The organism is Neptuniibacter sp. PT8_73, from assembly GCF_047778045.1.
Classification (GTDB): Bacteria; Pseudomonadota; Gammaproteobacteria; order Pseudomonadales; family Balneatricaceae; genus Neptuniibacter.
Genome location: NZ_CP180545.1, coordinates 2,021,022 through 2,043,353, shown reverse-complemented (window position 1 = coordinate 2,043,353; position 22,332 = coordinate 2,021,022). Strand labels below are relative to the sequence as shown.

Annotated in this window: 17 protein-coding genes; 14 read left to right on the top strand and 3 right to left on the bottom strand. The window is 41.8% G+C overall.

The genetic code is table 11. The annotated features are described in order from the left end of the window. Window positions 1–42 precede the first annotated feature (42 nt). The gene (gene sthA, locus ACMXYN_RS09120) at window positions 43–1,446 is read left to right on the top strand and encodes a Si-specific NAD(P)(+) transhydrogenase (RefSeq protein WP_415891534.1); all 1,404 of its coding nucleotides are present in this window, start codon (window positions 43–45) and stop codon (window positions 1,444–1,446) included. A 50-nt stretch (window positions 1,447–1,496) separates the two neighbouring features. After that, window positions 1,497–3,671, top strand: a complete 2,175-nt coding sequence (locus ACMXYN_RS09115; protein ID WP_415891533.1) for an ankyrin repeat domain-containing protein — start codon at window positions 1,497–1,499, stop codon at window positions 3,669–3,671. Between the two features lie 35 nt (window positions 3,672–3,706). On the opposite strand, the gene ACMXYN_RS09110 is transcribed toward ACMXYN_RS09115, so the two are convergent. Together ACMXYN_RS09110 and ACMXYN_RS09105 are read right to left on the bottom strand one after the other, a co-directional pair. Beyond that, on the bottom strand, window positions 3,707–4,405 hold the full coding sequence (locus ACMXYN_RS09110; protein ID WP_415891532.1) for a substrate-binding periplasmic protein: 699 nt from the start codon (window positions 4,403–4,405) through the stop codon (window positions 3,707–3,709). Between the two features lie 107 nt (window positions 4,406–4,512). After that, the gene (locus tag ACMXYN_RS09105; RefSeq protein ID WP_415891531.1) at window positions 4,513–6,741 is read right to left on the bottom strand and encodes an NADP-dependent isocitrate dehydrogenase; all 2,229 of its coding nucleotides are present in this window, start codon (window positions 6,739–6,741) and stop codon (window positions 4,513–4,515) included. Between the two features lie 373 nt (window positions 6,742–7,114). On the opposite strand from ACMXYN_RS09105, the gene ACMXYN_RS09100 reads away from it, so the two are divergent. Beyond that, window positions 7,115–7,288 (top strand): oxidoreductase-like domain-containing protein, encoded by a 174-nt coding sequence (locus ACMXYN_RS09100; RefSeq protein WP_415891336.1) that lies wholly within the window; start codon window positions 7,115–7,117, stop codon window positions 7,286–7,288. Between the two features lie 29 nt (window positions 7,289–7,317). Then, the gene (locus tag ACMXYN_RS09095) at window positions 7,318–7,479 is read left to right on the top strand and encodes a hypothetical protein (RefSeq protein ID WP_415891530.1); all 162 of its coding nucleotides are present in this window, start codon (window positions 7,318–7,320) and stop codon (window positions 7,477–7,479) included. A gap of 86 nt (window positions 7,480–7,565) precedes the next feature. Here ACMXYN_RS09095 and rne read toward each other — a convergent pair whose 3' ends face one another. Next, complete coding sequence (rne, locus tag ACMXYN_RS09090; RefSeq protein ID WP_415891529.1) at window positions 7,566–10,262, bottom strand: ribonuclease E; 2,697 nt, start codon at window positions 10,260–10,262, stop codon at window positions 7,566–7,568. 505 nt (window positions 10,263–10,767) lie between these two features. Between rne and rluC the strand changes: the two genes are divergently transcribed. The 10 genes from rluC (at window position 10,768) to ACMXYN_RS09040 (ending at window position 22,319) form a co-directional block, all read left to right on the top strand. After that, a complete protein-coding gene (rluC, locus tag ACMXYN_RS09085; RefSeq protein WP_415891528.1) occupies window positions 10,768–11,736 on the top strand; it encodes a 23S rRNA pseudouridine(955/2504/2580) synthase RluC in 969 nt (322 codons plus the stop codon). Window positions 11,737–11,746: 10 nt separating this feature from the next. After that, window positions 11,747–12,847: a DNA-binding protein gene (locus tag ACMXYN_RS09080; protein ID WP_415891527.1), complete on the top strand. Its 1,101-nt coding sequence runs from the start codon at window positions 11,747–11,749 to the stop codon at window positions 12,845–12,847. 110 nt (window positions 12,848–12,957) lie between these two features. Beyond that, complete coding sequence (gene cysB, locus ACMXYN_RS09075; RefSeq protein WP_415891526.1) at window positions 12,958–13,932, top strand: HTH-type transcriptional regulator CysB; 975 nt, start codon at window positions 12,958–12,960, stop codon at window positions 13,930–13,932. 149 nt (window positions 13,933–14,081) lie between these two features. After that, complete coding sequence (locus tag ACMXYN_RS09070) at window positions 14,082–16,109, top strand: ATP-binding protein (RefSeq protein WP_415891525.1); 2,028 nt, start codon at window positions 14,082–14,084, stop codon at window positions 16,107–16,109. Beyond that, the gene (locus ACMXYN_RS09065; RefSeq protein ID WP_415891524.1) at window positions 16,102–18,324 is read left to right on the top strand and encodes an EAL domain-containing protein; all 2,223 of its coding nucleotides are present in this window, start codon (window positions 16,102–16,104) and stop codon (window positions 18,322–18,324) included. The genes ACMXYN_RS09070 and ACMXYN_RS09065 overlap by 8 nt, the downstream gene beginning before the upstream one ends. Window positions 18,325–18,336: 12 nt before the next feature. Then, window positions 18,337–18,927: a hypothetical protein gene (locus ACMXYN_RS09060; RefSeq protein ID WP_415891523.1), complete on the top strand. Its 591-nt coding sequence runs from the start codon at window positions 18,337–18,339 to the stop codon at window positions 18,925–18,927. A 403-nt stretch (window positions 18,928–19,330) separates the two neighbouring features. Further along, entirely contained in the window at window positions 19,331–19,795 is a 465-nt protein-coding gene (locus tag ACMXYN_RS09055) for a hypothetical protein (protein ID WP_415891345.1), read from the top strand. 23 nt (window positions 19,796–19,818) lie between these two features. Next, window positions 19,819–21,225: a hypothetical protein gene (locus ACMXYN_RS09050; protein WP_415891522.1), complete on the top strand. Its 1,407-nt coding sequence runs from the start codon at window positions 19,819–19,821 to the stop codon at window positions 21,223–21,225. Between the two features lie 34 nt (window positions 21,226–21,259). Next, window positions 21,260–21,892 carry a hypothetical protein gene (locus ACMXYN_RS09045; RefSeq protein WP_415891521.1) on the top strand — a complete coding sequence of 211 codons (633 nt, stop codon included), beginning with the start codon at window positions 21,260–21,262 and terminating at the stop codon, window positions 21,890–21,892. A gap of 64 nt (window positions 21,893–21,956) precedes the next feature. After that, the gene (locus ACMXYN_RS09040; protein ID WP_415884529.1) at window positions 21,957–22,319 is read left to right on the top strand and encodes a roadblock/LC7 domain-containing protein; all 363 of its coding nucleotides are present in this window, start codon (window positions 21,957–21,959) and stop codon (window positions 22,317–22,319) included. Window positions 22,320–22,332 lie beyond the last annotated feature (13 nt).

The following is a 22,332-nucleotide window of genomic DNA, read 5'->3' as shown; positions in this document are numbered from 1 at the left end:
CAGCTGAAACAATAAGATATAATTATAAGATAGGGGTAAATGATGGCGGTATATGACTATGATGTCATTGTGATAGGTTCCGGTCCTGCTGGTGAAGGTGCAGCAATGAACGCCGCGAAAAAAGGGCGTCGAGTAGCTGTTATCGAAGAGCAGGAGGCCGTAGGTGGTAACTGTACGCATAAAGGTACAATCCCATCAAAAGCGCTTCGCCACTCTGTAAAGCAGATCATAGAATTTAACACTAACCCTATGTTCCGTGATATCGGTGAGCCACGTTGGTTCTCCTTTCCTAAGGTTTTAAAGCGTGCAGAGAAAGTTATGTCCAGCCAGGTTATGCTGCGTACAAACTTCTATGCGCGTAACCGTATTGATGTTTTCTTCGGTGTAGCTGAATTTGAAGACAAAAATACAATTATTGTACGTGGTACCTCTAAGGGTGATGAGACGCTTCGTGCTAAGAACGTTGTAATTGCAACAGGTTCGCGTCCTTATACGCCAGCTGATATCGACTTTAACCATCCTCGTATCTATAACTCTGATACGGTTCTCAAGCTAAGTCACACGCCTCGCACATTGATCATCTATGGTGCTGGCGTTATCGGTTCTGAGTACGCTTCGATTTTCAGTGGCTTGGGTGTAAAAGTTGATTTGGTTGATAGTCAGAGTCGTCTACTGTCTTTCTTGGATGCTGAGATCTCTGATTCATTGAGCTATCACCTTCGTAACAATGCTGTGAAGATTCGCCATAACGAAACTTATGAAAGTGTCGTTGCTGACGAACGTGGTGTTACGCTTACGCTTCAGTCTGGTAAGAAGATTCGCGCAGATGCTTTCCTATGGTGTAATGGCCGTAGCGGTAACACTGAGACGCTTAAGTTAGAAAACATCGGCCTGGAGGCTAATAGCCGTGGTCAGCTAGAAGTTGATGATCATTACCGCACAACTTGTGAAGGTATCTACGCTGCGGGTGATGTAGTGGGGTGGCCAAGCCTTGCTTCTGCTGCACTTGATCAGGGGCGTGCTGCTGCTGCAGATATGCTGTCCGCTGAAGACTTCCGTTATATCAATGAAGTACCTACTGGTATCTACACAATTCCAGAAATTAGCTCTGTAGGTAAAACTGAAGAAGAGCTAACAAAAGAATGCGTGCCTTATGAAGTGGGTCAGGCTTTCTTCAAAGACACTGCACGTGCTCAGATCTATGGTCAACCAGTTGGAATGCTTAAGATTCTTTTCAATCGTGATACTTTGGAAATTCTGGGTATCCATTGCTTTGGTGAGCATGCCTCAGAGATCGTTCACATCGGTCAAGCTATTATGGCTCAGGAAGGCGAAGCAAATACGCTTAAGTACTTCATCAATACTACGTTTAACTATCCAACAATGGCTGAGGCTTATCGCGTTGCGGCTATTGCGGGTTTAAATCGTATAGCTAATTTGTCATAGATCTTATAAAGCGGCAGGGATGCCGCTTTTTTATTTAGCATGGAGTGCTTATGAACTGTAGTATCTTTCCGCTTTTCTCAAGCTTCTTACTTAAAGTATTAATCTCTTTTGCGCTAGTCCATTCTGTACAGGCTGTTGCTATTTCTGATTCTGATTTTTCTAAAGAATATCGAAACGCTCTGTTAAAAGATCAAGAAGAACTTAGTGGCTTTATCAGAGCCATACCAAAAGAAAAAATCAATTACCCATATACCAAAACTGGTGGGACTCTATTACATCTAACGATTGACTATTATCGATCTGTTAAAAAGGAAAACTTAAATGTCCTTTTGGATGAATTAAAAGATAAAGGATTTGATTTTAATCGGAAGGATAATCGGGGCCGGGCAGCTATTTCTTATTTGGGTAAGAGAAAGAAAGACAGCTACCTTTTTGATCTTCTTGTTAAGTTTGGGGTGGACCTTAAGACTGAAGATCAATTAAATAACACTTTATCTCATCATTATGCATCAGTACGAAGTGTAGAGTTACTTAAAAAATTGAGTGACGAAGGTTTCCTAACTGATACTAAGAATAAAAGAGGTCGAAGCCCTCTCAACTTAGCTGTCGCCAATGGTCGCTTAGATAGTATCAAGTATTTAATATCAAAAGGAGCTGATGTCTCCACAGTTGATTTATTCGGTAATAACCTCCTTCATATTGCTGCCTCCAACTCTTCTATCAATTTGTATGATTTTCTACTAGAAAATGGGGTTAAGGGTGTTGAGCAAGTCAATAGCGATGGTGAAACGCCTTTAGCTATATTTGCCAGAAGGAACCGTTGGGCTGAAGTTAGGGTATTAGTTGAAAGAGGTGGGAATTTAAATGTTCCACTAAAGCGAGGTGGCAATTTAGCGCTTTTGTTATATTTGCATCCTGAATATGGATTTGATGACGTTATTGATAAAGATTCTATAGATTTAAGTATTACTCGAGAAAACGGTGTAACCAACCTATCTTATTATTTAGGTTCTGGCCAGCTTGAGAAGGTAAATAAGTTATTAGAGTTAGGTGATAAGCCTATCAATAATGAACGTAATCCGCTCATTTATGATGTAGTTCGAAGTACTACTATTAAGAAGGAAGATAAGCAAAAAGTAATCCAGCTCTTAGTGGATCATGGAGCTGATCCAAGCCAATATGCTTACTCAAAAGATAACTATCCATTAACTGCAGCTGTAGACGATCAACAACTTTTCTTATTTTTAATGAGTGTTGGTTCGAGACCGGATTTTTCAAATGTTTATCTCACGCATGCTCTTATTCGTAGGAAAGAATATTCTCTGTTGCTAAAATTATTTGAGAAGCATGGAACTGATGAGTATATGTTGAATGCCTTTTGGCAAAATATTTATTCCTTGGCTAAGGACGTTGTAGTAGAGGAGAAGGCGAGATCCACTACACAAGATGCTAGTGAGCTTTATTTATACTTAATGAAGAAAAAGCCAGTATTAGATCTTTCATTGGATAAGAGTTCTTATCGAAGTAGGTTGCTAGAGAATATGTCTCGAATGAATTCTCCAACGGTATTGGAAGGCCTGAATTATGTAGAATATAAAAATACACTTCCTTCAATTAAGGCAGCAAATAGACAGACTTATAATCAAGCTTTAGTAAGTAAGCCTAGACACTCACCAATTAAGTCTCAATCACAGTCTTTGAGCTTATCTAAAGAAGCAAAATTACATGCGGTGGGTGTTTATGGCTCTTCTAACACAAAGCAGCCAGTAAGTGTGCATAGTTGTAACGGCTTGATTAAGAATTCTGCTTCATCTAACGAGGTGTTAGATTGTTTAAGTAGAACAAGAAATAAGCATAACAAGAAGCCTGTTGGTAGGGTTGAAGTTATGGTATTTACAAAAGAGCCAGTCGTTTTATCTTTGATGGCGTATGAATCTGTTGATTGGGTTATCAGAACACAAGGCTCTGTTAAAATTGAAGGTGTAATATTGTCTGGCTATCACAAGCAAAATGTTATGGGTCTGGCTCCTGATATCCCAATTCTGTCTCATACTTACGACAAAAGTACTTGTTCACGCTGTGAGGCTGGAGCGGGCTATTTTTATGCATATAAACGCTCAAGTGAAGAGTATGATAATGCCGAAAGTAAATTGATGGATATAACGGGTAAAGAAATTAGTTCCTTTCAAGGAAAATATAAAGCGAGAAGCTTCTTTATCAAATAGTTATCAATAATTACTGTTTATCAAAGAAAGAGTAATCATTTTCTACAGCTAATTACCTCTTTGTTAAATCTTGGTAAAAACGCTGGGTTATCATGGATGAATTGTTTGGCAAAGTAGACCCCTAAAGGCTTGTTGCGATTGAGTACGGATCTAATTTTTTCCTGATGGCCTGATTCTTGAATCAGGCCATTCATTACTTGGTTGTTGGCAAGAATTGCGTCTACGCGTCCACTAAGTAGGAAAAATAGTAATTTTTTGTTGTCCTGTGGCGGATTGTTGATTGTCTGAAAGTCATTTTGCAGAAGCCATTTTTGCATATTGGCTCCTAAGAAACTGGTAACTACGCTTTTCTGCTTAAAGTCATCTATCGATGGATCAAGTGTGTTGTTTTTCAGTAAATACCAAGTCCACTTTTGCTCGGCAATAATCTCTGACATAACTGCGTATCTGTCGCGATCATGGTTATGCGATGCGGCAAAAAAGCCTTCAGCTGTATTGTGTCGCACCATGCTTTGGGCGCGTTTCCAAGGCGTAATAATTATTTCTAATGAATGGTTAGGTATTTTATTCATTGCACATTTGACTACTTCAACAGCTGTGCCGGTGATTACGTTATTTTGTATGTAGCTATAGGGAGGGAGCTGATGTGTGGTCAGTCTAATATTGTCTGCTACAGATATTTGTGGGGCGATAAAGAGGCATGCTAATGAGCATAGTTTGAATAGATTTCTCATTGGGATACCGAACTGAGTTTAGCTCTTTTCCTATGAGTATAGTAAAGACTGTTGTAGATAATAAAAAACCCGGCTTTAAGCCGGGTTTTTCGTTAGCGGATCGCTAATTATTTAGTTGCTGCTGCAAGTGCTGCATTTAGTGTAGTACTTGGACGCATAACCTTTTTAACCAATTCGCGTTTAGCGTGGTAGTAACCGTCAAGTTCAGCTGGAGAGCCTTGGCACTCAGCAAGCTCAGAGATAATCTGATCTTCTTGGCTTGTTAGGGTTTCAGCTAGCTGTTTAAAGTCTGCTGCAAGCTCTAGGTCTTCAGTTTGAGCAGCGACTTCTTGTGCCCAGAATAGGCCTAGGTAGAAGTGGCTACCACGGTTATCTAGCTCGCCAGTTTTACGAGAAGGGGATTTGTTCTCTTCTAATAGTCGGCCAGTAGCTGCATCTAGAGTCTTAGATAGTACAGCAGCGCGCTTGTTGCCTTGCTTGATGCCTAGATCTTCAAGAGAAACGGCTAATGCTAGGAATTCGCCTAGGGAGTCCCAACGCAGGTGGTTCTCTTCTTCAACCTGCTGTACGTGCTTAGGTGCAGAACCGCCTGCGCCTGTTTCGTACATACCACCGCCTTTAAGCATCGGTACGATTGATAGCATTTTCGCTGAAGTACCAAGCTCAATGATTGGGAATAGGTCTGTTAGGTAATCACGTAGGACGTTACCTGTTACAGAGATTGTATCTTTACCACGTACCATGCGATCCATAGTGAAACGAATCGCTTGGCTGTAAGACTTAACGTAAATCTCTAGGCCATCAGTGTCGTGATCTTTCAGATATTCGTTAACTTTCTTAGTTAGTTCAAGGTCGTGCGCACGTTCTTGGTCTAACCAGAAGATAGCAGGAGTATCAGACTGACGAGCTCGAGTAACAGCTAGTTTAACCCAGTCACGGATAGGCTCATCTTTAGTTTGGCATGCACGCCAGATATCGCCTTTCTCAACTTCGTGTTCCATAAGAACAGTGCCGTCAGCAGATACTACGCGCATTGTGCCAGCTTCAGTTTCGAAAGTTTTGTCGTGAGAGCCGTACTCTTCTGCTTTCTTCGCCATCAAACCAACGTTTGGAACTGTACCAATTGTAGTTGGGTCGAAAGCGCCATTTGTTTTACAGAAGTTGATCATGTCTTGGTAGATACGTGCGTATGTACGCTCTGGCATTACCGCTTTAGTATCTTTTGGACGACCATCAGGGCCCCACATTTTGCCGCCATTACGAATCATTGCTGGCATAGATGCGTCAACGATTACGTCTGAAGGAACGTGTAGGTTGGTGATGCCTTTTACAGAATCAACCATCGCCATTTCTGGACGGTGTTCGTGGCAAGCGTGGATCGCTTCTTCAATCTCTTCACGCTTAGAGCGTGGTAGGTCAGCGATCTTATCGTATACGCTGCCAATACCGTTATTTGGGTTTACACCAAGTTCTTCGAAGAAGTCACCGTACTCATCAAAAAGTTCTTTGTAGAATACAGTTACAGCGTGACCGAAAACGATAGGGTGGGAAACCTTCATCATCGTTGCTTTGACGTGTAGTGACCACATAACGCCTGTTTCTTGAGCGTCTTGTAGTGTTTCTTCGAAGAATTCGCGAAGTGCTTTGCAGCTCATGCGCATGCTGTCGAAGATTTCACCTTTTTCTAGGCTTACTTCTTTTTTAACTTCAACGTTGCCCGCTGGATCTACGAATTCGATGCGAACAGTGCCTGCTTCATCCATAGTGATGGATTGCTCACTAGAGAAGAAATCGCCTTCGCGCATGTAATCAGCATGTGTGCGCGATGCTTTGCTCCATTTACCCATTGAGTGTGGGAATTTTCTAGCGAAAGCTTTTACTGCACCAGGTGCGCGACGGTCAGAGTTGCCTTCACGTAGAACAGGGTTTACTGCAGAACCAAGGATTTTTGAGTAGCGCTGTTGTGCGTCTACATCTTCATCCGTTTTTGGATCTTCTGGGTAATCAGGGATATCGTAACCTTGTCCTTGAAGCTCAGTGATACATGCTTTTAGCTGAGGGATAGAAGCACTGATATTTGGAAGCTTGATGATGTTTGCTTCAGGATCTTGAGTTAGTTCGCCTAGAAACTTTAGGCCATCTTCAACACGCTGTTCTGCAGCAAGCTTCTCAGGGAAGGCGGACAATACACGCCCAGCTAAGGATATGTCTGTGATTTTTACATCGATGTCTGCTGCAGAAGTGAAAGCTCTTACGATTGGCAGAAGTGAACATGTCGCCAAGGATGGTGCTTCGTCGGTTAGGGTGTAATAGATGGTTTGTTTTTTTGTAGTCATTGTAATCCCCAAAGTTTTATGGCAGTGCGGCCAAGGGTTTAAATCAAGGTGGCTTGTGGCCGCCTTTCTCCACTATTTTTAAACCCGATGGTTGTAATTTAGTGACAGAATTATACTGAAATTAGACGCTGAGTCATACGTCTGGCCTATGTACTTATGGCTAATGTTGTTGTGTTTTTACAACTTTTTTTAAGTTTTGCGCTTGTTGCAGTGCAAAAAAGCGCTAAGTCGTTAGTTTTTTTGTAGTTCGACTACTATTTATAGCTTACTTTTGTTGCAGTTTTTGTATTGATTGGCTCTGTGATACTTTAGGTTTAGTCGCAATATCAAAAGGTAATTTGTCTTGTAGAATGAACTTGTAAGCGAGGTTTGTATGAGTTCTAAAGAAAAGCCGGTTCCTCCTGGGGATTTTGAGTGTTGCGAAAGCGGTTGTTCTCAGTGTGTTTGGGATATTTATTCTGATGAGTTGGATGAGTGGAAAGCTCAGCAAAAATCTCAACAATCAATTGAGGTTGAAGAGTCTTCCGAAGAAAGTGAGTCTGAGTAACAAGGCATATGCTAAGCGGTGGGTGATTTATGTCAGGTAAAGTTGTCAGTTTGGAGGCTTCTAGAGAGAAGGCTAAACATAAGAAAAAGGAAGAAAAATTAGAATCTATTCAGAAGAGATTCGAAAAGGCTTTGCCTTCGAAAGAAACTGACTCAAAAAAGAAGTTGCTGGATATTTTTAAGAAGAAGTAAATATTGGGTGTGGTTTGCTGAGAATAAATTGCTTATCAAGCAAAGAAAAAGGGGCTGAATAGCCCCTTTTTTTATTTGAGTGAAACTTATTTTTCAGTTGAATCTGATTCTACGTTTTGGCGTTTGCGAACTTCACGAGGATCGTTTGGTGCGCGACGAGTACGACGTTTGCGAACAGGTCTTTGAGTGGCTTCTGGCTCTGCTGTTGCAGCTACGGCTTCAGTAGTTTCAGTCGCTTCTGCAGTTTCAGTTGCTTCTGCAGTTTCAGTTGCTTCAGCAGTTTCAGTTGCTTCAGCAGTTTCAGTCGCTTCTGTAGTTTCAGTTTCTTCTGCAGTTTCAGTCGCTTCTGCAGTTTTAGTCGCTTCTGCAGTTTCAATAGCTTCTGCGGTTTCAGTTACTTCTGCAGTTTCAGTTACTTCTGCAGTTTCAGTCGATTCTGCAGTTTCAGTAGCTTCTGTAGTTTCAGTCGCTTCTGCGGTTTCAGTTACTTCTGTAGTTTCAGTCGCCACTGCGGTTTCAGTTGCTTCTGTAGTTTTTTCTGTCGCTTCTGCAGTTTCAGTTGGCGTTGTTTCAACTGTTGCTACAGGTGCTTTAGCTTCAGAGCTTTCGCTTACCGTATTTGTGGCTTTTGTATCTTCACTAGTAGCTTCAGCAGCTGATGCTGTGTTATTAGTGCGTTTAGCAGAGCGTTCAGTAGTGCGACGACGACGGCCACGGCGACGTGGATTGCGTGGTGCTTCTTCTTGCTCTTCAGTATTCTGAGAGTCTGTATTGCTCAGATCCTGTTTGCTTTTAGAATCTACCTGTTCGTTCTCGCCCTTACGTTTACGGCGACGACGCTTTGGTTTATCTTCGTTTTGGTTTAGCGGCTGATCAGGCTCTGGTTGTACGGTAATGATCTCATCGTTCTGCTTAGGAGTGCGCTTACGATCATTGTCACGACGGCGACGCTTGCGGCCTGATTCATTGCGATCATTACGCTTACGTTTAGGGCGTGAAGTGCTCTTTTCTTCGTTTGGCTGTTCTTTTTCTTCTGTAGTTTCGGAGCTGCCGCCACCAAAGATACTCTTGAACATGCCAACTACGCGGCTACCTAGAGATTCATTGCTCTTGGCTGGTGCAGGAGCTGGTGTAGCTGCTTTAGGAGCTTCTGTTGCAGCTTCTGGAGCAGGTGTTTTTGGTGCAACGCTGCGTACAGCTGCTTGTTCACGAGGAGCGCTAGCCTGAGAAGTGGCTGCAGCTTCCAATGACTCAGCTTCTTCTGGCTCTGGCTGCATTGTGTAGCTTGCATCATTGGTCGTCGCAACGGTGTGATCGTCACGTAAACGAACAACTTCGTAGTGTGGCGTTTCCATGTTCGGGTTAGGAACAATCACAACGCGTACATCTTGGCGAAGTTCTATATCGTGAACCGCATGGCGTTTTTCGTTGAGTAGGTATGTTGCTACAGTGACCGGTAAGATTGCACGGATCTGAGCTGTACGGTCTTTGCCAGATTCTTCCTCGATAAGGCGAAGAATGGATAGTGCAAGAGACTCGGTGTCACGGATAGTGCCTTGGCCGTTACAGCGTGGGCATACAACGCCGCGTGTTTCTGCAAGAGAAGGGCGTAAGCGTTGACGAGACATCTCAAGTAGACCGAAGCGAGAGATGCGTCCCATTTGTACACGAGCGCGATCAAGTTTAAGCGCATCTCTCAGGCGATTTTCTACTTCACGTTGGTTCTTGATTGGTGTCATATCGATGAAATCGATAACAACCAAACCGCCGATATCACGCAGGCGTAATTGGCGTGCTATTTCGTCAGCTGCTTCAAGGTTGGTGTGAAGTGCTGTCTCTTCAATATCGCCACCACGTGTCGCTCGCGCGGAGTTGATGTCGATAGAAACAAGTGCTTCAGTTGGATCGATTACGATCGAGCCGCCAGACGGAAGCGTTACTTCGCGTTGGAATGCAGTTTCAATCTGAGTCTCAATCTGGAAGCGATTGAACAATGGTGTTTGTTCGGAGTAATGCTTAATTTTGTTTTCGTAAGTAGGCATTACCTGCTTAACGAAGTTTTTAGCATCTTCAAAAACTTGTGGATCGTCGATTAAGACTTCGCCGATATCTGAGCGTAGGTAATCTCGAACGGCACGGATTACTACGTTGCTTTCCTGATAAATAAGGAATGGAGCAGGCTTTTCTTCAGAGGCTTGCTTAATCGCAGTCCATAGTGTTTGAAGGTATTCAAAGTCCCACTGTAGCTCTTCGCTTGTGCGGCCAACGCCTGCCGTACGAACGATGATGCCCATCTGTTTAGGGACATTTACGCCGGAGAGTGCTTCTTTTAACTGCGTGCGTTCTTCGCCTTCGATGCGGCGGGAGATGCCGCCTGCGCGAGGGTTGTTTGGCATAAGCACAAGGTAGCGGCCAGCAAGACTAATGAATGTAGTTAGGGCAGCGCCTTTGTTTCCGCGTTCTTCCTTATCAACCTGAACAATGACTTCAGTGCCTTCTTTAAGCACTTCTTTTATGTTCGGGCGAGAGCCGCGAGTAGGTGGCTTGATAAAGTATTCGCGAGAAATTTCTTTAAGCGGTAGGAAGCCATGGCGTTCAGCACCGTAATCTACGAACGCAGCTTCTAGGCTTGGTTCGATACGTGTGATTTTGCCTTTATAAATGTTGGCTTTTTTCTGTTCTCTTGAACCGGATTCAATATCCAGATCATACAGGCGCTGGCCATCAACCAGCGCTACACGCAACTCTTCAGGTTGAGTTGCGTTGATAAGCATTCTTTTCATGACGTTCTCTTAATGGAACGCTTTTCGCCAAGCCAGAGTGCCCAGAGGGTACCCGTCTTTTGGACTCACATGCAGTATATAAGGCATTTACCCGATCAATTTTGGTTCGGGTGGCTGTAATAGCCAAGCCTGCAGCAATATAGTGCGCAGGTGTTAAAGCCATCTAATCTGATGGTAATTTTTATTAATACGCAATCGGCGTATCAATCGTCCACGGTAGAGGAATCAGTAGCCTATTTATTCTTCTAGCTAATTGTTACTGCTTTATAAAAGCAGGTTCCTGGCTAAAGTACGTCTCTACCTCCAACCGGTCATACTCGGCTGGGTGAAAAGCTTTTTAATTAAATTCTTTGTTGCTGACGGCATCTACAGTGTATTTAACTGTGATATTTGGTCTGTATTACGGCACCTGTGAAAAAAGATAAAGCCAACAGACTGCAGCAGCGCTAGAATATAGCAGCTATCAACTAGTGCATCAATTCGGTAATCGGTTTTCATATCAAATATGTCACAGCAAAACAGTCAAGAAGCAAGCAAGGTTCGTTTCGTAGAAATAACTGAAAATAATGATGGGCAGAGGATCGATAATTTTTTAATCACTGCTCTTAAAGGCGCACCTAAAAGCCTTGTTTACCGAATCCTTCGAAAAGGCGAGGTTAGAGTAAATAAAAAACGCGTAAAGCCGGAGTATCGTCTAAAGCTAAATGACTTAGTTCGAATCCCGCCTGTACGTTTAGCCGATAAAAAAGAGCCAGCTAAAGTTAGTGATCAGCTTAGTGAAAAATTAGAAGCGTCTATCCTCTACGAAGATAACGATATTATTGTGGTAAACAAGCCTTCTGGTATCGCTGTTCATGGTGGCAGTGGTATTAGTTTGGGGTTGATCGAGTCATTTCGTCAGATGCGTCCTCAATGCAAGTTTCTAGAATTAGTCCATCGCTTAGATCGCGATACATCAGGTTGTATCATGATGGCTAAAAAGCGTAGTGCACTTAAATTGATGCATGAATCTTTGCAGAAAAGCACTATCACTAAAATATATCACGCGTTAGTCATTGGCAGTTGGAATGAGCGAAAGCGCAAAATCGATGCGCCTCTACGTAAAAATGAGCTTAAATCAGGCGAGCGTATTGTTAAGGTCGCAGCAGACGGTAAGGCTTCCTTAACTGAATACAAAGTCCTTGAGCGTTTCGGTCGTAAGGCTACCTTAGTAGAGGCAAGGCCAATTACTGGTCGTACACACCAAATTAGGGTTCACTGCCAATTTGCTGGCCATCCTATTGTCGGGGATGAAAAGTACACGCCAGATGAAGATAATGCTGCAATGCGAGAGCATGGATTTAAGCGCTTGTTTCTTCATGCTGCAGAATTACGTTTCCCATTACCTTCTGGTGGCCGAAAGATTGTCAAAGCACCATTAGATATGCAGCTACAAAAAGCCGTAAAACGTTTTAAAAGTATTAATAGTAAGTAGGTTTCTCTGAATGAGTGATATGGAATTAAAAGATAAAACTTATGCAACAGCTGATCGATTATTAATGGCGGGTGTCCAGCCAACATTATCAGTTGTTGCAGAGTCTCTTGGTCACCAACCAGCAGAGATTGAAGGGTATTTTGATAGTTGGTGGGAGTTGGTGCCAGAAAGGTTATCTGTTTCTGCATCGTCTATTGTTGTTCCTGATGTGCCTGAAGTTTTGGGTCAGGCATTTGCGCGTGTATGGCAGCAGGCTGTTCAGGAAGCGAGCAGCAAGTTTATTGAAGATCGCCATCGCCAAGAAGTTGGAATTGATGTTGTTCGTCGCGAAGCTGATGAATCACTACAAGCATCTCGTGGTCAATTATTAGAATTAGAAGACAAACTTCGTAATCAAATCAGCCGAAATGAAGAGATTCACTCTCAGATTAAAGGGCTAGAAGCTGAGATTGAGGTTTTGAAATCTAATTTAATGGCGGAAACATCTCAGCGTAAACAAGAAGAGCAGGCGAAATCTAATGTTGAACAAGAGCTTACTCATCTACGAAAAACTCACGATGACAGTAAACGCACATTTGATCAGCGTATAAAAGATGAGCAAAGACATACGCTTGATGCGGTAAGTAAAGCCGATGCTGACGTTCGTTATTACCGTGGCGCATTAGAAAAGTTGCGTGATGAAGTCGGCAAAAAGGAATCGGCTTTAACTAAGTCTATTCATGATTTACAAGCTGAACTAGCGCGTAAAGATGTAAAACATGACACGCAGAAAACTCAAATAAAAAGCCTTGAAGACGAACTCAAAAAGATCAAACAAGATAGTACTGGTCAAAATAGAGATCTGTCTAAAATTAATACTCAGCTTCTATCTGAAACGAATAAAAACAAGCGGTTAGAAAGTAAAATTAAAGAGCTTGATGAAGAATTAAGAAAGGCTAGACAGAAACAAGTAGCCATTGCTAATGAGCAATCACGTCGCGAATCAAGTGTAAGAAATCAATACAAAGATAAAGAAGAAGAGCTAGTAAGAGCGCTAGCTAAGATATCTAGTTTAGAGAAAAAAATAATAACTCAAGATGAAGAGATTAGGCGTTTAAATAGCCGCTTATAATTCTTTATAACTTAGATGCATTAGGATAGATTTTATTCTAAACTGTTATATTAGAGTTGTTTTTTATTACTAAACGATTACATATCTACTGAGTTTATCTGGAGTGTTTGATGAAATTGCAGCAGCTGCGTTATATCTGGGAAGTTGCAAGACATGATCTTAATGTCTCTGCCACAGCTCAAAGCCTATATACATCACAGCCAGGCATTAGTAAGCAAATCAGATTGCTCGAAGACGAGTTAGGGGTTGAGGTGTTTGCCCGTAGTGGTAAGCATCTTACCCGTGTCACACCTGCAGGTCAGGCTATTCTGTCTGTTGCAGGCGAAATTCTTCAGAAAGTTGAAAGCATCAAACAGGTTGCTCAAGAGTTTAGTGATGAACGTAAAGGTAGTTTGGATGTAGCAACTACCCATACTCAAGCTCGATATGCGCTGCCACCTACGATCACTGGATTTATGAAGGAGTATCCAGAAGTATCCCTTCATATGCATCAAGGTACTCCGATGCAGATCTCGGAGATGGCGGCTGATGGTTCAGTTGATTTTGCGATTGCGACTGAAGCGATGGCCCATTTCAGCGATCTGATCATGATGCCTTGTTATCGCTGGAACAGATCTGTAGTTGTGCCTAAAGATCATCCATTAACACAAGTTTCTAAGTTGACCTTAGCTGATTTAGCCGAACAGCCGATTGTGACTTATGTGTTTGGATTTACGGGGCGTTCTAAATTAGATGACGCCTTCATCAAAGAAGGGTTGGAACCAAAGGTTGTTTTCACAGCTGTAGATTCTGATGTGATCAAAACCTACGTCCGCCTTGGTTTGGGCGTCGGTATTATTGCCTCTATGGCTTTTGATGAACGCCAAGATAGCGATTTAGTCCGCTTAGATGCAAGTCATCTGTTTGAACCAAGCACAACGAAGATTGGTTTCAGAAAAGGTACATTCTTGCGTGGTTACATGTTTGATTTTATTCAGCGTTTCGCCCCTCATCTAACGCCAGATGTTGTTCGGCAGGTGCAAGAATGCAGTAACAAAAATGAAATTGATGAATTGTTGTCTCATTATCAATTGCCTGATCTTTGATTTTTGAGCGTTATTTCAAGTACTCAATAAAGCCTGCCTTGCAGGCTTTATTCGTTTTAGGGCTTTAAGTAACCTAATTATTTGATTTATCAGTCTGCAGCATCAAATTTTGCGTCCTATACTGAGAATACTTTTAGTAGGGGGAGGCTATGAAGCGCAGTTCCATTCTTACCCGTATTAACCTCAGTTTATTAGCTGTGTCAGTTGTTTTTGCTGTTTTTGTTGTCGTACAGATTGTCGTTGGATTCAAAGTAAGCGAGTCCAGTGAAGAGGTTACGACAAGGGATATGCCAGTCGCACTCTATACACAAGCTATGCAAGATGAATTGGGTGATATGAACTCTAATCTTCTTGAGTATGTATTGGGTGAGTCTGAAGAGAAGCAAGAATATTTCGCCAATAAGGAAGAGTTCGATCAGTTTCGCGAGCAAATTCCTCCTATCAGTGATGCTTACAAGAAAATGATCACGGTTGATCGTTTGCTGGCAACAGCGAATGAGAACGCTGAAAAAAGAGTCTTTAGTCGTTTCGATCCTATTCTAGAAGAGCAGGCTACACGAAGCATAAACCGCCTTATACGTGAGGTCGGCGGCCCGCTTGAGAACCTCCTTGATGATATGAAGGAAGAGGAGATAGCAGATGTCGGTTCTTCGAACGATCCTGATCAGATCATTAATGATGACCTCCCAGGCGTTAGATATTACCTAGAGCTGGTTGATGAGGCTGGGGATATGCTTGCCGACTTGGATAGGTTTGTTTTAGGTGACCAAGACGCTCGTAAGAGTTTTTTTGCTAATGCACTTCAATTTGAGACCTTTCTAGCCAGTCTAAAACCATTAGAGCAAAAACCACATGAATTGGTTCGAATAGCAGAAGTAGAGAGGTTGTTTAATGAACTTAAAGAGGGCGGTGCCGAAGTTTTCGAAATCTACGCAGCTAGAAACAGAATCGATGCACTGGCGGCTATCGAAGATATAGAGCATAACGCCTTTGGTGAGCTGGAAGAGCTTTTGGAGGGAATGTCTTCCCATGCTAGGGGGCGAGTTGAAAATAGTATGAATGATCTAGTTGACCTATCAAATAAGGTTAACTATCTCCTGATATTTACACTCGTTGGCGGTGTCGCACTTTTAGTCGCGATTGTAACATATACGAAGCGCTCTATTTTTGCGCCTATGACTGCGATATCCGAATCCATTAATAAACTAAGAGGTGGTGAGAGAGATTTTGAAATAGCTGAGAGTAATCGTAATGATGAAATTGGCGACATTATTGATAGTTTGAGACAGTTTCAGTCCGAGTTAACAGAACTTGATGAACTTCGCCTTGCTGATGAGAAGATGCAAGCGAATCTTAAGAGTGAGCGAGATAAGCTATCTGATGCTCTTGAAAACCTCGAACAGGCTCAGGATAAACTGATAGCAAGCGAAAAATTAGCATCGTTAGGTTCGTTAGTCGCGGGTGTCTCTCACGAAATTAATACGCCGATTGGTGTATCCGTCACAATGTCTAGTCATCTTAAAGAAAATATCGATGAACTCCTACGTTCAATTAAAGCAGGTGAGCTTAAGCAGTCCTTTTTGGATCAATTTGAGCGAGAAGCAGCAGAGTCATTCTCTGTTATGGAAAGCTCCTTAGATAAAGCAAGCCATCTTATTCAGAACTTTAAGCAAGTGGCGACTGATCAGTCTAGCTCTAGCCGTCGAGAGTTCGCTTTGAAAGAAGTCATTGATGAAGTGATGATGACCGTGCGCCATCAATTAAAAGGCACAAGTTACAAATATAGAGTTGAAGGCGATGCTGACTTGATGATGGATAGTTATCCTGGTCCGTTTGGCCAAGTCGTAACTAACCTATTTAATAATTCTATCATGCATGGTTTTGATGGACGTGACGAAGGTGAAATCAATATTAGATTCACGCGCTTAAATGACAGCGTGAAAATTTACTTTATTGATAATGGCGCGGGAATAGATGAATCGAAAATAAATCGTATTTTCGATCCCTTTTATACAACGAAACTAGGTCAAGGTGGTTCGGGTTTAGGGCTTAATATCGTTCATAACATTGTCACGAGTGTTTTAGGTGGATCTATTAACGTGACAAGCAAAGTGGGTACTGAGTTTGAAGTTGTGTTACCTCTGGTAGCTCCGAAGCAGGATAATGACAATGAGTGATGTGCTGTTAAATATCATAGATGATTCGAATGAACCTAAAATCGAGGATGATCGTGAGGCATGGAAAATAGCGATTATTGACGATGAGGATTCAGTGCATCAAGTTACAACGCTGGCTCTGTCTAGGACTGACATACTTGGTCATCCTTTAAGCTTTGTTCATGCTTATAGCGGCGAGGAGGGCTATAAGCTCATAGAAGAGCATGAAGATATCGCTGTAGTGTTATTGGATGTGGTTATGGAAAGTCCTGATGCAGGGCTAAAACTGGCCGAGCAGATTCGCGAGCAACTCCATAGGCACAATCTTCAGATTATTCTCCGTACAGGTCAGCCAGGCTATGCCCCAGAAAATGAAATCATTGAACGATACGAGATCAACGCCTACAAAACCAAAAACGAGCTAACCAAATCACGTTTATTTACGGCACTCGCTACTGCCATTCGTTCCTATCAGCATCTTTGTGCCTTAGAAAATAGTAAGTTGGGATTGAGATCAATCATTGATGCTTCTTCAGATCTGATTAAAGAGCGCTCGGTAAATGATTTTGCACGAGGTGTCCTCCTTCAGATTAGTGCACTGTTCAATATTGACACTGATGGAATATTTTGTGTTTCTCAAAGACCACATAATGGACCTCTTGCCTTAAGGAAAGGGTTAGACGATGAGTATTTTGTCGTAGCTGCGTCAAATAAATATGATCATTTCTTTGGCCGAAAACTTGAGCAACTAGACACAGATGGCTTGGGTCAATTAGTTCAGGGTGTTTTAGAAAATAAGCAGCATAGTATTGGCGAACGTTATACAGGGCTTTATTTGTCTACTCCGTCTATGTGGGAAGGGGTGATTATGCTGGAGGGGGCTAGAGGCCTTCAAAATGTCGATGAAGAGCTGCTTCAAGTATTCTGTATGAATGTTGGCTTAGGTTTAGAAAATGCCAAATTCTTCTCTCATCTGAATAAAGCTGCTTACTTTGATTCGGTTACTAGCCATCATAGCCGTTTAGGATTAATTGAAAACTCAGTCACTTTTGTAAGATCAAAAGGTAGTCGATGTACCGTCTATCTGGCTGATCTTGACTATTTTCATAATATTATTGAATCGTTAGGCTATGACTACGGAAACAAAGTGCTTGCCGAAATGGGGGGGAACCTTAAGAGGATTTATGGTGATAGTGCCTTGCTCGCTCGTTTGCATACCGATGTTTTTGCAATACTGATGGTAGATACAGAGTTGGATGCCAGCGATGTTGCGAGAGAATGTGCAAAGCCAATAATTGTTGAAGGAAACTCAATCCGTTTAGGAGTCACGGTTGGTAGTTCAAGTGAGCTTGCAGATGGTTTTTCCCAAGAAACTGCAGAGCAAATGTTAAGGCATGCCGAAGTGGCACTTAAGGTTGCAAAAGAAAATCGTCGTGGTGCTGGGCAGGAGTTTGATCGCGAATATGAAGAAGTTTCTAGAAATCATCTTAATCTACTGAACGATATCCGTAATGCATTAGTTAATCGTGAGTTTTTTTTGGTGCTGCAACCTAAAGTTAATGCCGTCACGGAAAAGGTTAACGGTTACGAAGCATTGATTAGGTGGCAGCATCCAGTCAAAGGCATTGTCCCCCCAAATGCGTTTATTCCCGTTATAGAACAATCGGGTTTATTCTTCGATATTGATCTATATGTGTTTGAAGAATCTTGTTCGATTTTAAAGCAGAATCCTGAGATTAATGTGCCGATCTCGATTAATGTATCAGCTAATTCGTTACACCATAATGAGTTTATTAGTGAAATTGCTAGGCTGACAGAAGAGTTAAAACCTGATCTTTCTTTGTTGCAATTAGAGATAACCGAGAATGCATTGATTCGAAGTGACGCAGCTATTAAACACCTGAATGCCCTCAAATCAATTGGCTTCTCAATCTGCTTAGATGACTTTGGTGCGGGTTTTTCGTCTCTGAGCTACCTACTAAGACTTCCTTTAGATGTCATTAAAATTGATCGAAGTTTCGTTCAATGTGTCGCTGATCAAAAAGATGCCCGTGTTGTTCTTCAAGGAATGGTCGATATTGGGCGTAAGTTACGTAAAGAGCTGGTGGTAGAAGGGGTTGAAACTAAAGAGCAAGTTGAACTGATACGGTCTATGCGTGTCTCAACATTTCAGGGTTTTTATTTTTATAAGCCGCTTAGTATTGATGACGCTGTAGCTGCACTTGCTGAGCAATAAAGGGATTAAGTAATGCAGTTAGACCTTCAGTTGGGTGAAGCGGTCCAAGGTTCTGTTGTGATATCAGAACGGAATTTAATGTTGGTGTTCCAAGTCAACTGTCCAGGATGTTTATCTCGTGCCTTGCCCATGTTGAGCAAGATTAGCGAAGCAAATGAACAATTGAACTGCTTTGCGCTTTCTACCGCTTTTGAAAACTTTAATTTGAACAATGCTAAAACGACTGAAGCACTTCTTAAACACGGCGATCTAACCCTTCATTCCAAACGCTATTTCGCTCAATTAGGGCAGCAAAGACTACCTTATCAATTTGAATTACCAGTTATAATGGACTGGTTTATGCCAGCTCAATCTGCATCTAAACTATCTGAATCTATCATTGATGTGTTTGACGAAGAGCGGCTGTCAGATGTTGTTAAGCAAAATATTAAGAATCATTTGGCGCAACGTCTTGTACCCATGAGTCAGATGGGTAGGACGTTTCTGAATAACGATTTTCAAGGTACGCCAACATGGGTCTACTTCGATAAAAATTTAACAATTATTGACAGTTGGTTTGGTCATAAGGATATTTCGTGGATACAAGCTGTGCTTGATAAATAGCCATATGGTGTAAGTAGAATTGAACTAGCCTCGCAATTGCGGGGCTTTTTTCATTCTAAGTCTCCATTGTTGTTAGCTAGGAATTCGAAGCTTTAACAGTTAAATGGTTAAGACTTTCTGCTAAAACTTATAAGTATGCCTAAAAAATGAGCTATTCTTACTAGATTGATATTAAAGAAAAAAATTAATCTGCCGTGAACTTAAATAAGGTTGTACTTTTGACATGGAAAATTGTTAATTAGTGCATTAATTTATTGATAAATTTGTATTCTTGCCTCGGTCGAGATATAAAACAAACACCTGTTTGGAATATTACCAATAACTAAAGAACCATCCTGAATAAGTTAAATTTGTATAGAGGCTTATCCGTTGGATGTATCAATAATAAAAGCAGGAGCATTTTGTGAGTTCTTTAATTTGGGATGCGTTAGCTGACTGGGAATTGAATGCCGACTTTGATAGTCCAAATACAGGACGCATTCAAGCAGCTTTCGATGCACAACATCCTAGGTATCTTATTTATCGTGGGCATCAAGGTCGCAGGATTTTGTACCATTTCACGCGAATGGTAGCTGCAGAACCAGATGAGTTGCGTCTGCATACTAAGCGTATCTACTTGTCTATTGCTTGTTACGATAGCGATGCGCTAGAAGGTGCTTTTGCGGATTTCTTACTAGTATTAGGCAAGAAAGGTCCCAAATTACGCCAACGTCTCTTTGAGCAGGCTCGAAAAGTTATGAAGCCGAAAGTTCGTAATGTTATCCAGCGAGCTATCGAAGAAGACGATCTATCAGCGCTGTCTGAACTTTCAACAGAACATTCTGTTCTGATTAATGGAAGGTTTCAGCCAGCTAGCCTGCATGGATGAGATAGGGTAGGTAGTAATAGCAGATGAGCTTGAAAAAACGCGGTCGACTTAACAACGTGCGGAAAATCGCATTAATTGGGTTTGCTGGACCCAATCAAGCGATGCTCGAATATTGCTTCTCTTCTGAGGTTGACTGCGAGCTCGTAACCCCTAGTGCTGCACAGATTTTAGTGGTAAATGGAGATCAGGGTGAAGAAGATGACCAGCTCAGCAATGCTGTTGTTGAGAAATACCCTGCCAAATTTCGTGTGGTTATCAGTATAAGAGATATTGTATGGGATGGCTTCACGCTTCTCAAAAAACCGCATACTGCTCAAGATATTTTATCTGTTGTCAGAAGTTTTTCAGTAACATTTCCCGAATCCGAAGAGTTTGTTGCTCAACCTGCCAAAAAAGAGATTAATTCAGATGATCTCGATTTCTATCGCAGTCGTGATTATGCTCGTAAAAGACAAGGTGAGGCTCTCAAGCAAAAGCTTATCAAGGGCAATTTAGTTGTTAGTGCTTCTGATCGTTTAGTGCAGCAAGTTGAAGCTGATATCCGAGAACAAGAAGAGCAGTTAAAGAAAGAGCTAGAAGCTGAGAAGGCTAAACATGAAGCTATCTTGGCTAAGAAGAAAGCTAAAAAATTACTCCTTCTGAAGAAGAAAAAGATCGAGCAAGAGAAGCGCTTAAAAGAAGAGAAAAAGAAAAAGCTTGCTGCTCAAAAAGCTAAAAAGCTAAAACAGAAACTTCTCGATAATCAGAAAAAGAAGGAGCAGTTGGCTAAAAGAGCAGAAGAGGCAGAACAAACGCTTCAGGATGATAGCGTGAAACCTGCGTCTATATTGACAAAGGAGCAGATCCTTCAATGCTGCGGTAATGCTGCAGATGTTGATTTATCACGTCCTGATGAACGACGTAGTATCTTTTTTAACCCTGAAGGTTCTTTACTAGTAAAAATGACAGAAGCGGTTGACCTTGCAGTTAAACTCGATCAACCTGTTGAGATTACTGGTTTGCCAGGTCAGATGTTTGTATTTCCTGATCAGCGTTTATTTTATACAACCTTCAGTGATGACTTTTTAAATCAACTTGCTTTGACCAGATTTGGTTATGGCGAATTGGAGATAGAACCAAAAGGTGACTTCCAGCTAAAAGATAAAACAAAACACCTAGCGGAAAATATTGAGTCACTTATTTGGAAAGTTGCCCTTTGGACATCTAGGGGGCGACTATTAAATGGAATGGACCCAGAGAAGTTAATGCAATTAACAGTGCAACCCGATTTTGAAACATTTCAGGCTATCCCTGATTGTTACGAAATTAGTGATGTATGGAGTGGTCATCAGGTGACCGCACTGGATGTTGTAAGAATATTGGATATACCGCAACGTGTTGTATTTACGTTTATGTGCGGTGCATATTCACTTGGATGGTTTCAGGAATGATGCGGTGGGTTAGGAAAGGTATCGGAGTTATTTTGTGACAAATGCTACTATCCAAAATCAATTTATTCAGATCTGTCCGGCCGGAGCTTTCTACGCGACTGTAGGCTCCGAACCGGATGATGCAAGGGCATTGTTGCTCCAGCTTCTTAGTTCTGATGTCTCTTTGCCATTCAGTCATGAACTGGTAATGGAATTAACAGATCTTGATGAAGACGAAGCTAAAGAATTATTCGACAAACTGGTTGATAAGAATTTTGTTCAATTGAGCAAAAATCCATCACGAATGATCAATGATTCGATAGAAAAAATACTGCCGGAATTACTGTCCGGATTATCTAGCTCGGGCAAAGTTGCTTTGGCTGATGACCATGGCTTTTGCCTTGGCTCAACAGGTTATGATGCTGATCATGCAGAGGCACTCTGTGCTTTGGCTGCAGATTTAAGTTCGTTACACGAACGACACAGTTTATTACTGAACCGTGACCTTTCATTTATGGGGGAGTCATGGGGAATGTTAGACCCAGTTGGTTTGAGCCAAGTAGGGTTTTGGGTGATTCATCTTGGTCATCAACGTTTTGTTCTGGTTATTGATCAGATGCCACGTTTAAACCAAGGAAATTATGTAGATTTATTAAGCGTTTTAGCAAGGCGTTATCTTGATTATTGATATCTATCAATGATTGATTCTCAGATAACTGTATTTTAATGCCTTACATTAAAGGAGTAAGTATATGCGCTCAGAAATGTTGACCTCGATCCTGAGTGACTTGAATGGAACTTCAGCAGAGATTGAAGCTTCCGCTGTCATTTCAACGGATGGTCTTATGATCGCAGCTCTTCTTCCGGCGGGTCTGGATGAAGATAGAGTAGGTGCAATGAGTGCTGCCATGCTTTCGCTTGGTGAGCGTACAGCAAGTGAGCTAGCTCGCGGCGAATTAGAACAAGTGCTTGTTAAAGGCGATTTGGGTTATATCTTGATGACTCACGCAAATGATGAGTCTGTACTAACCGTAGTAGCAAAACCTAATGCACGTTTAGGTTTGATCTTTCTTGATGTTAAGCGTGCTGCAGAAGCCATTGGTAAAATTCTATAAATATTTTAGGTTA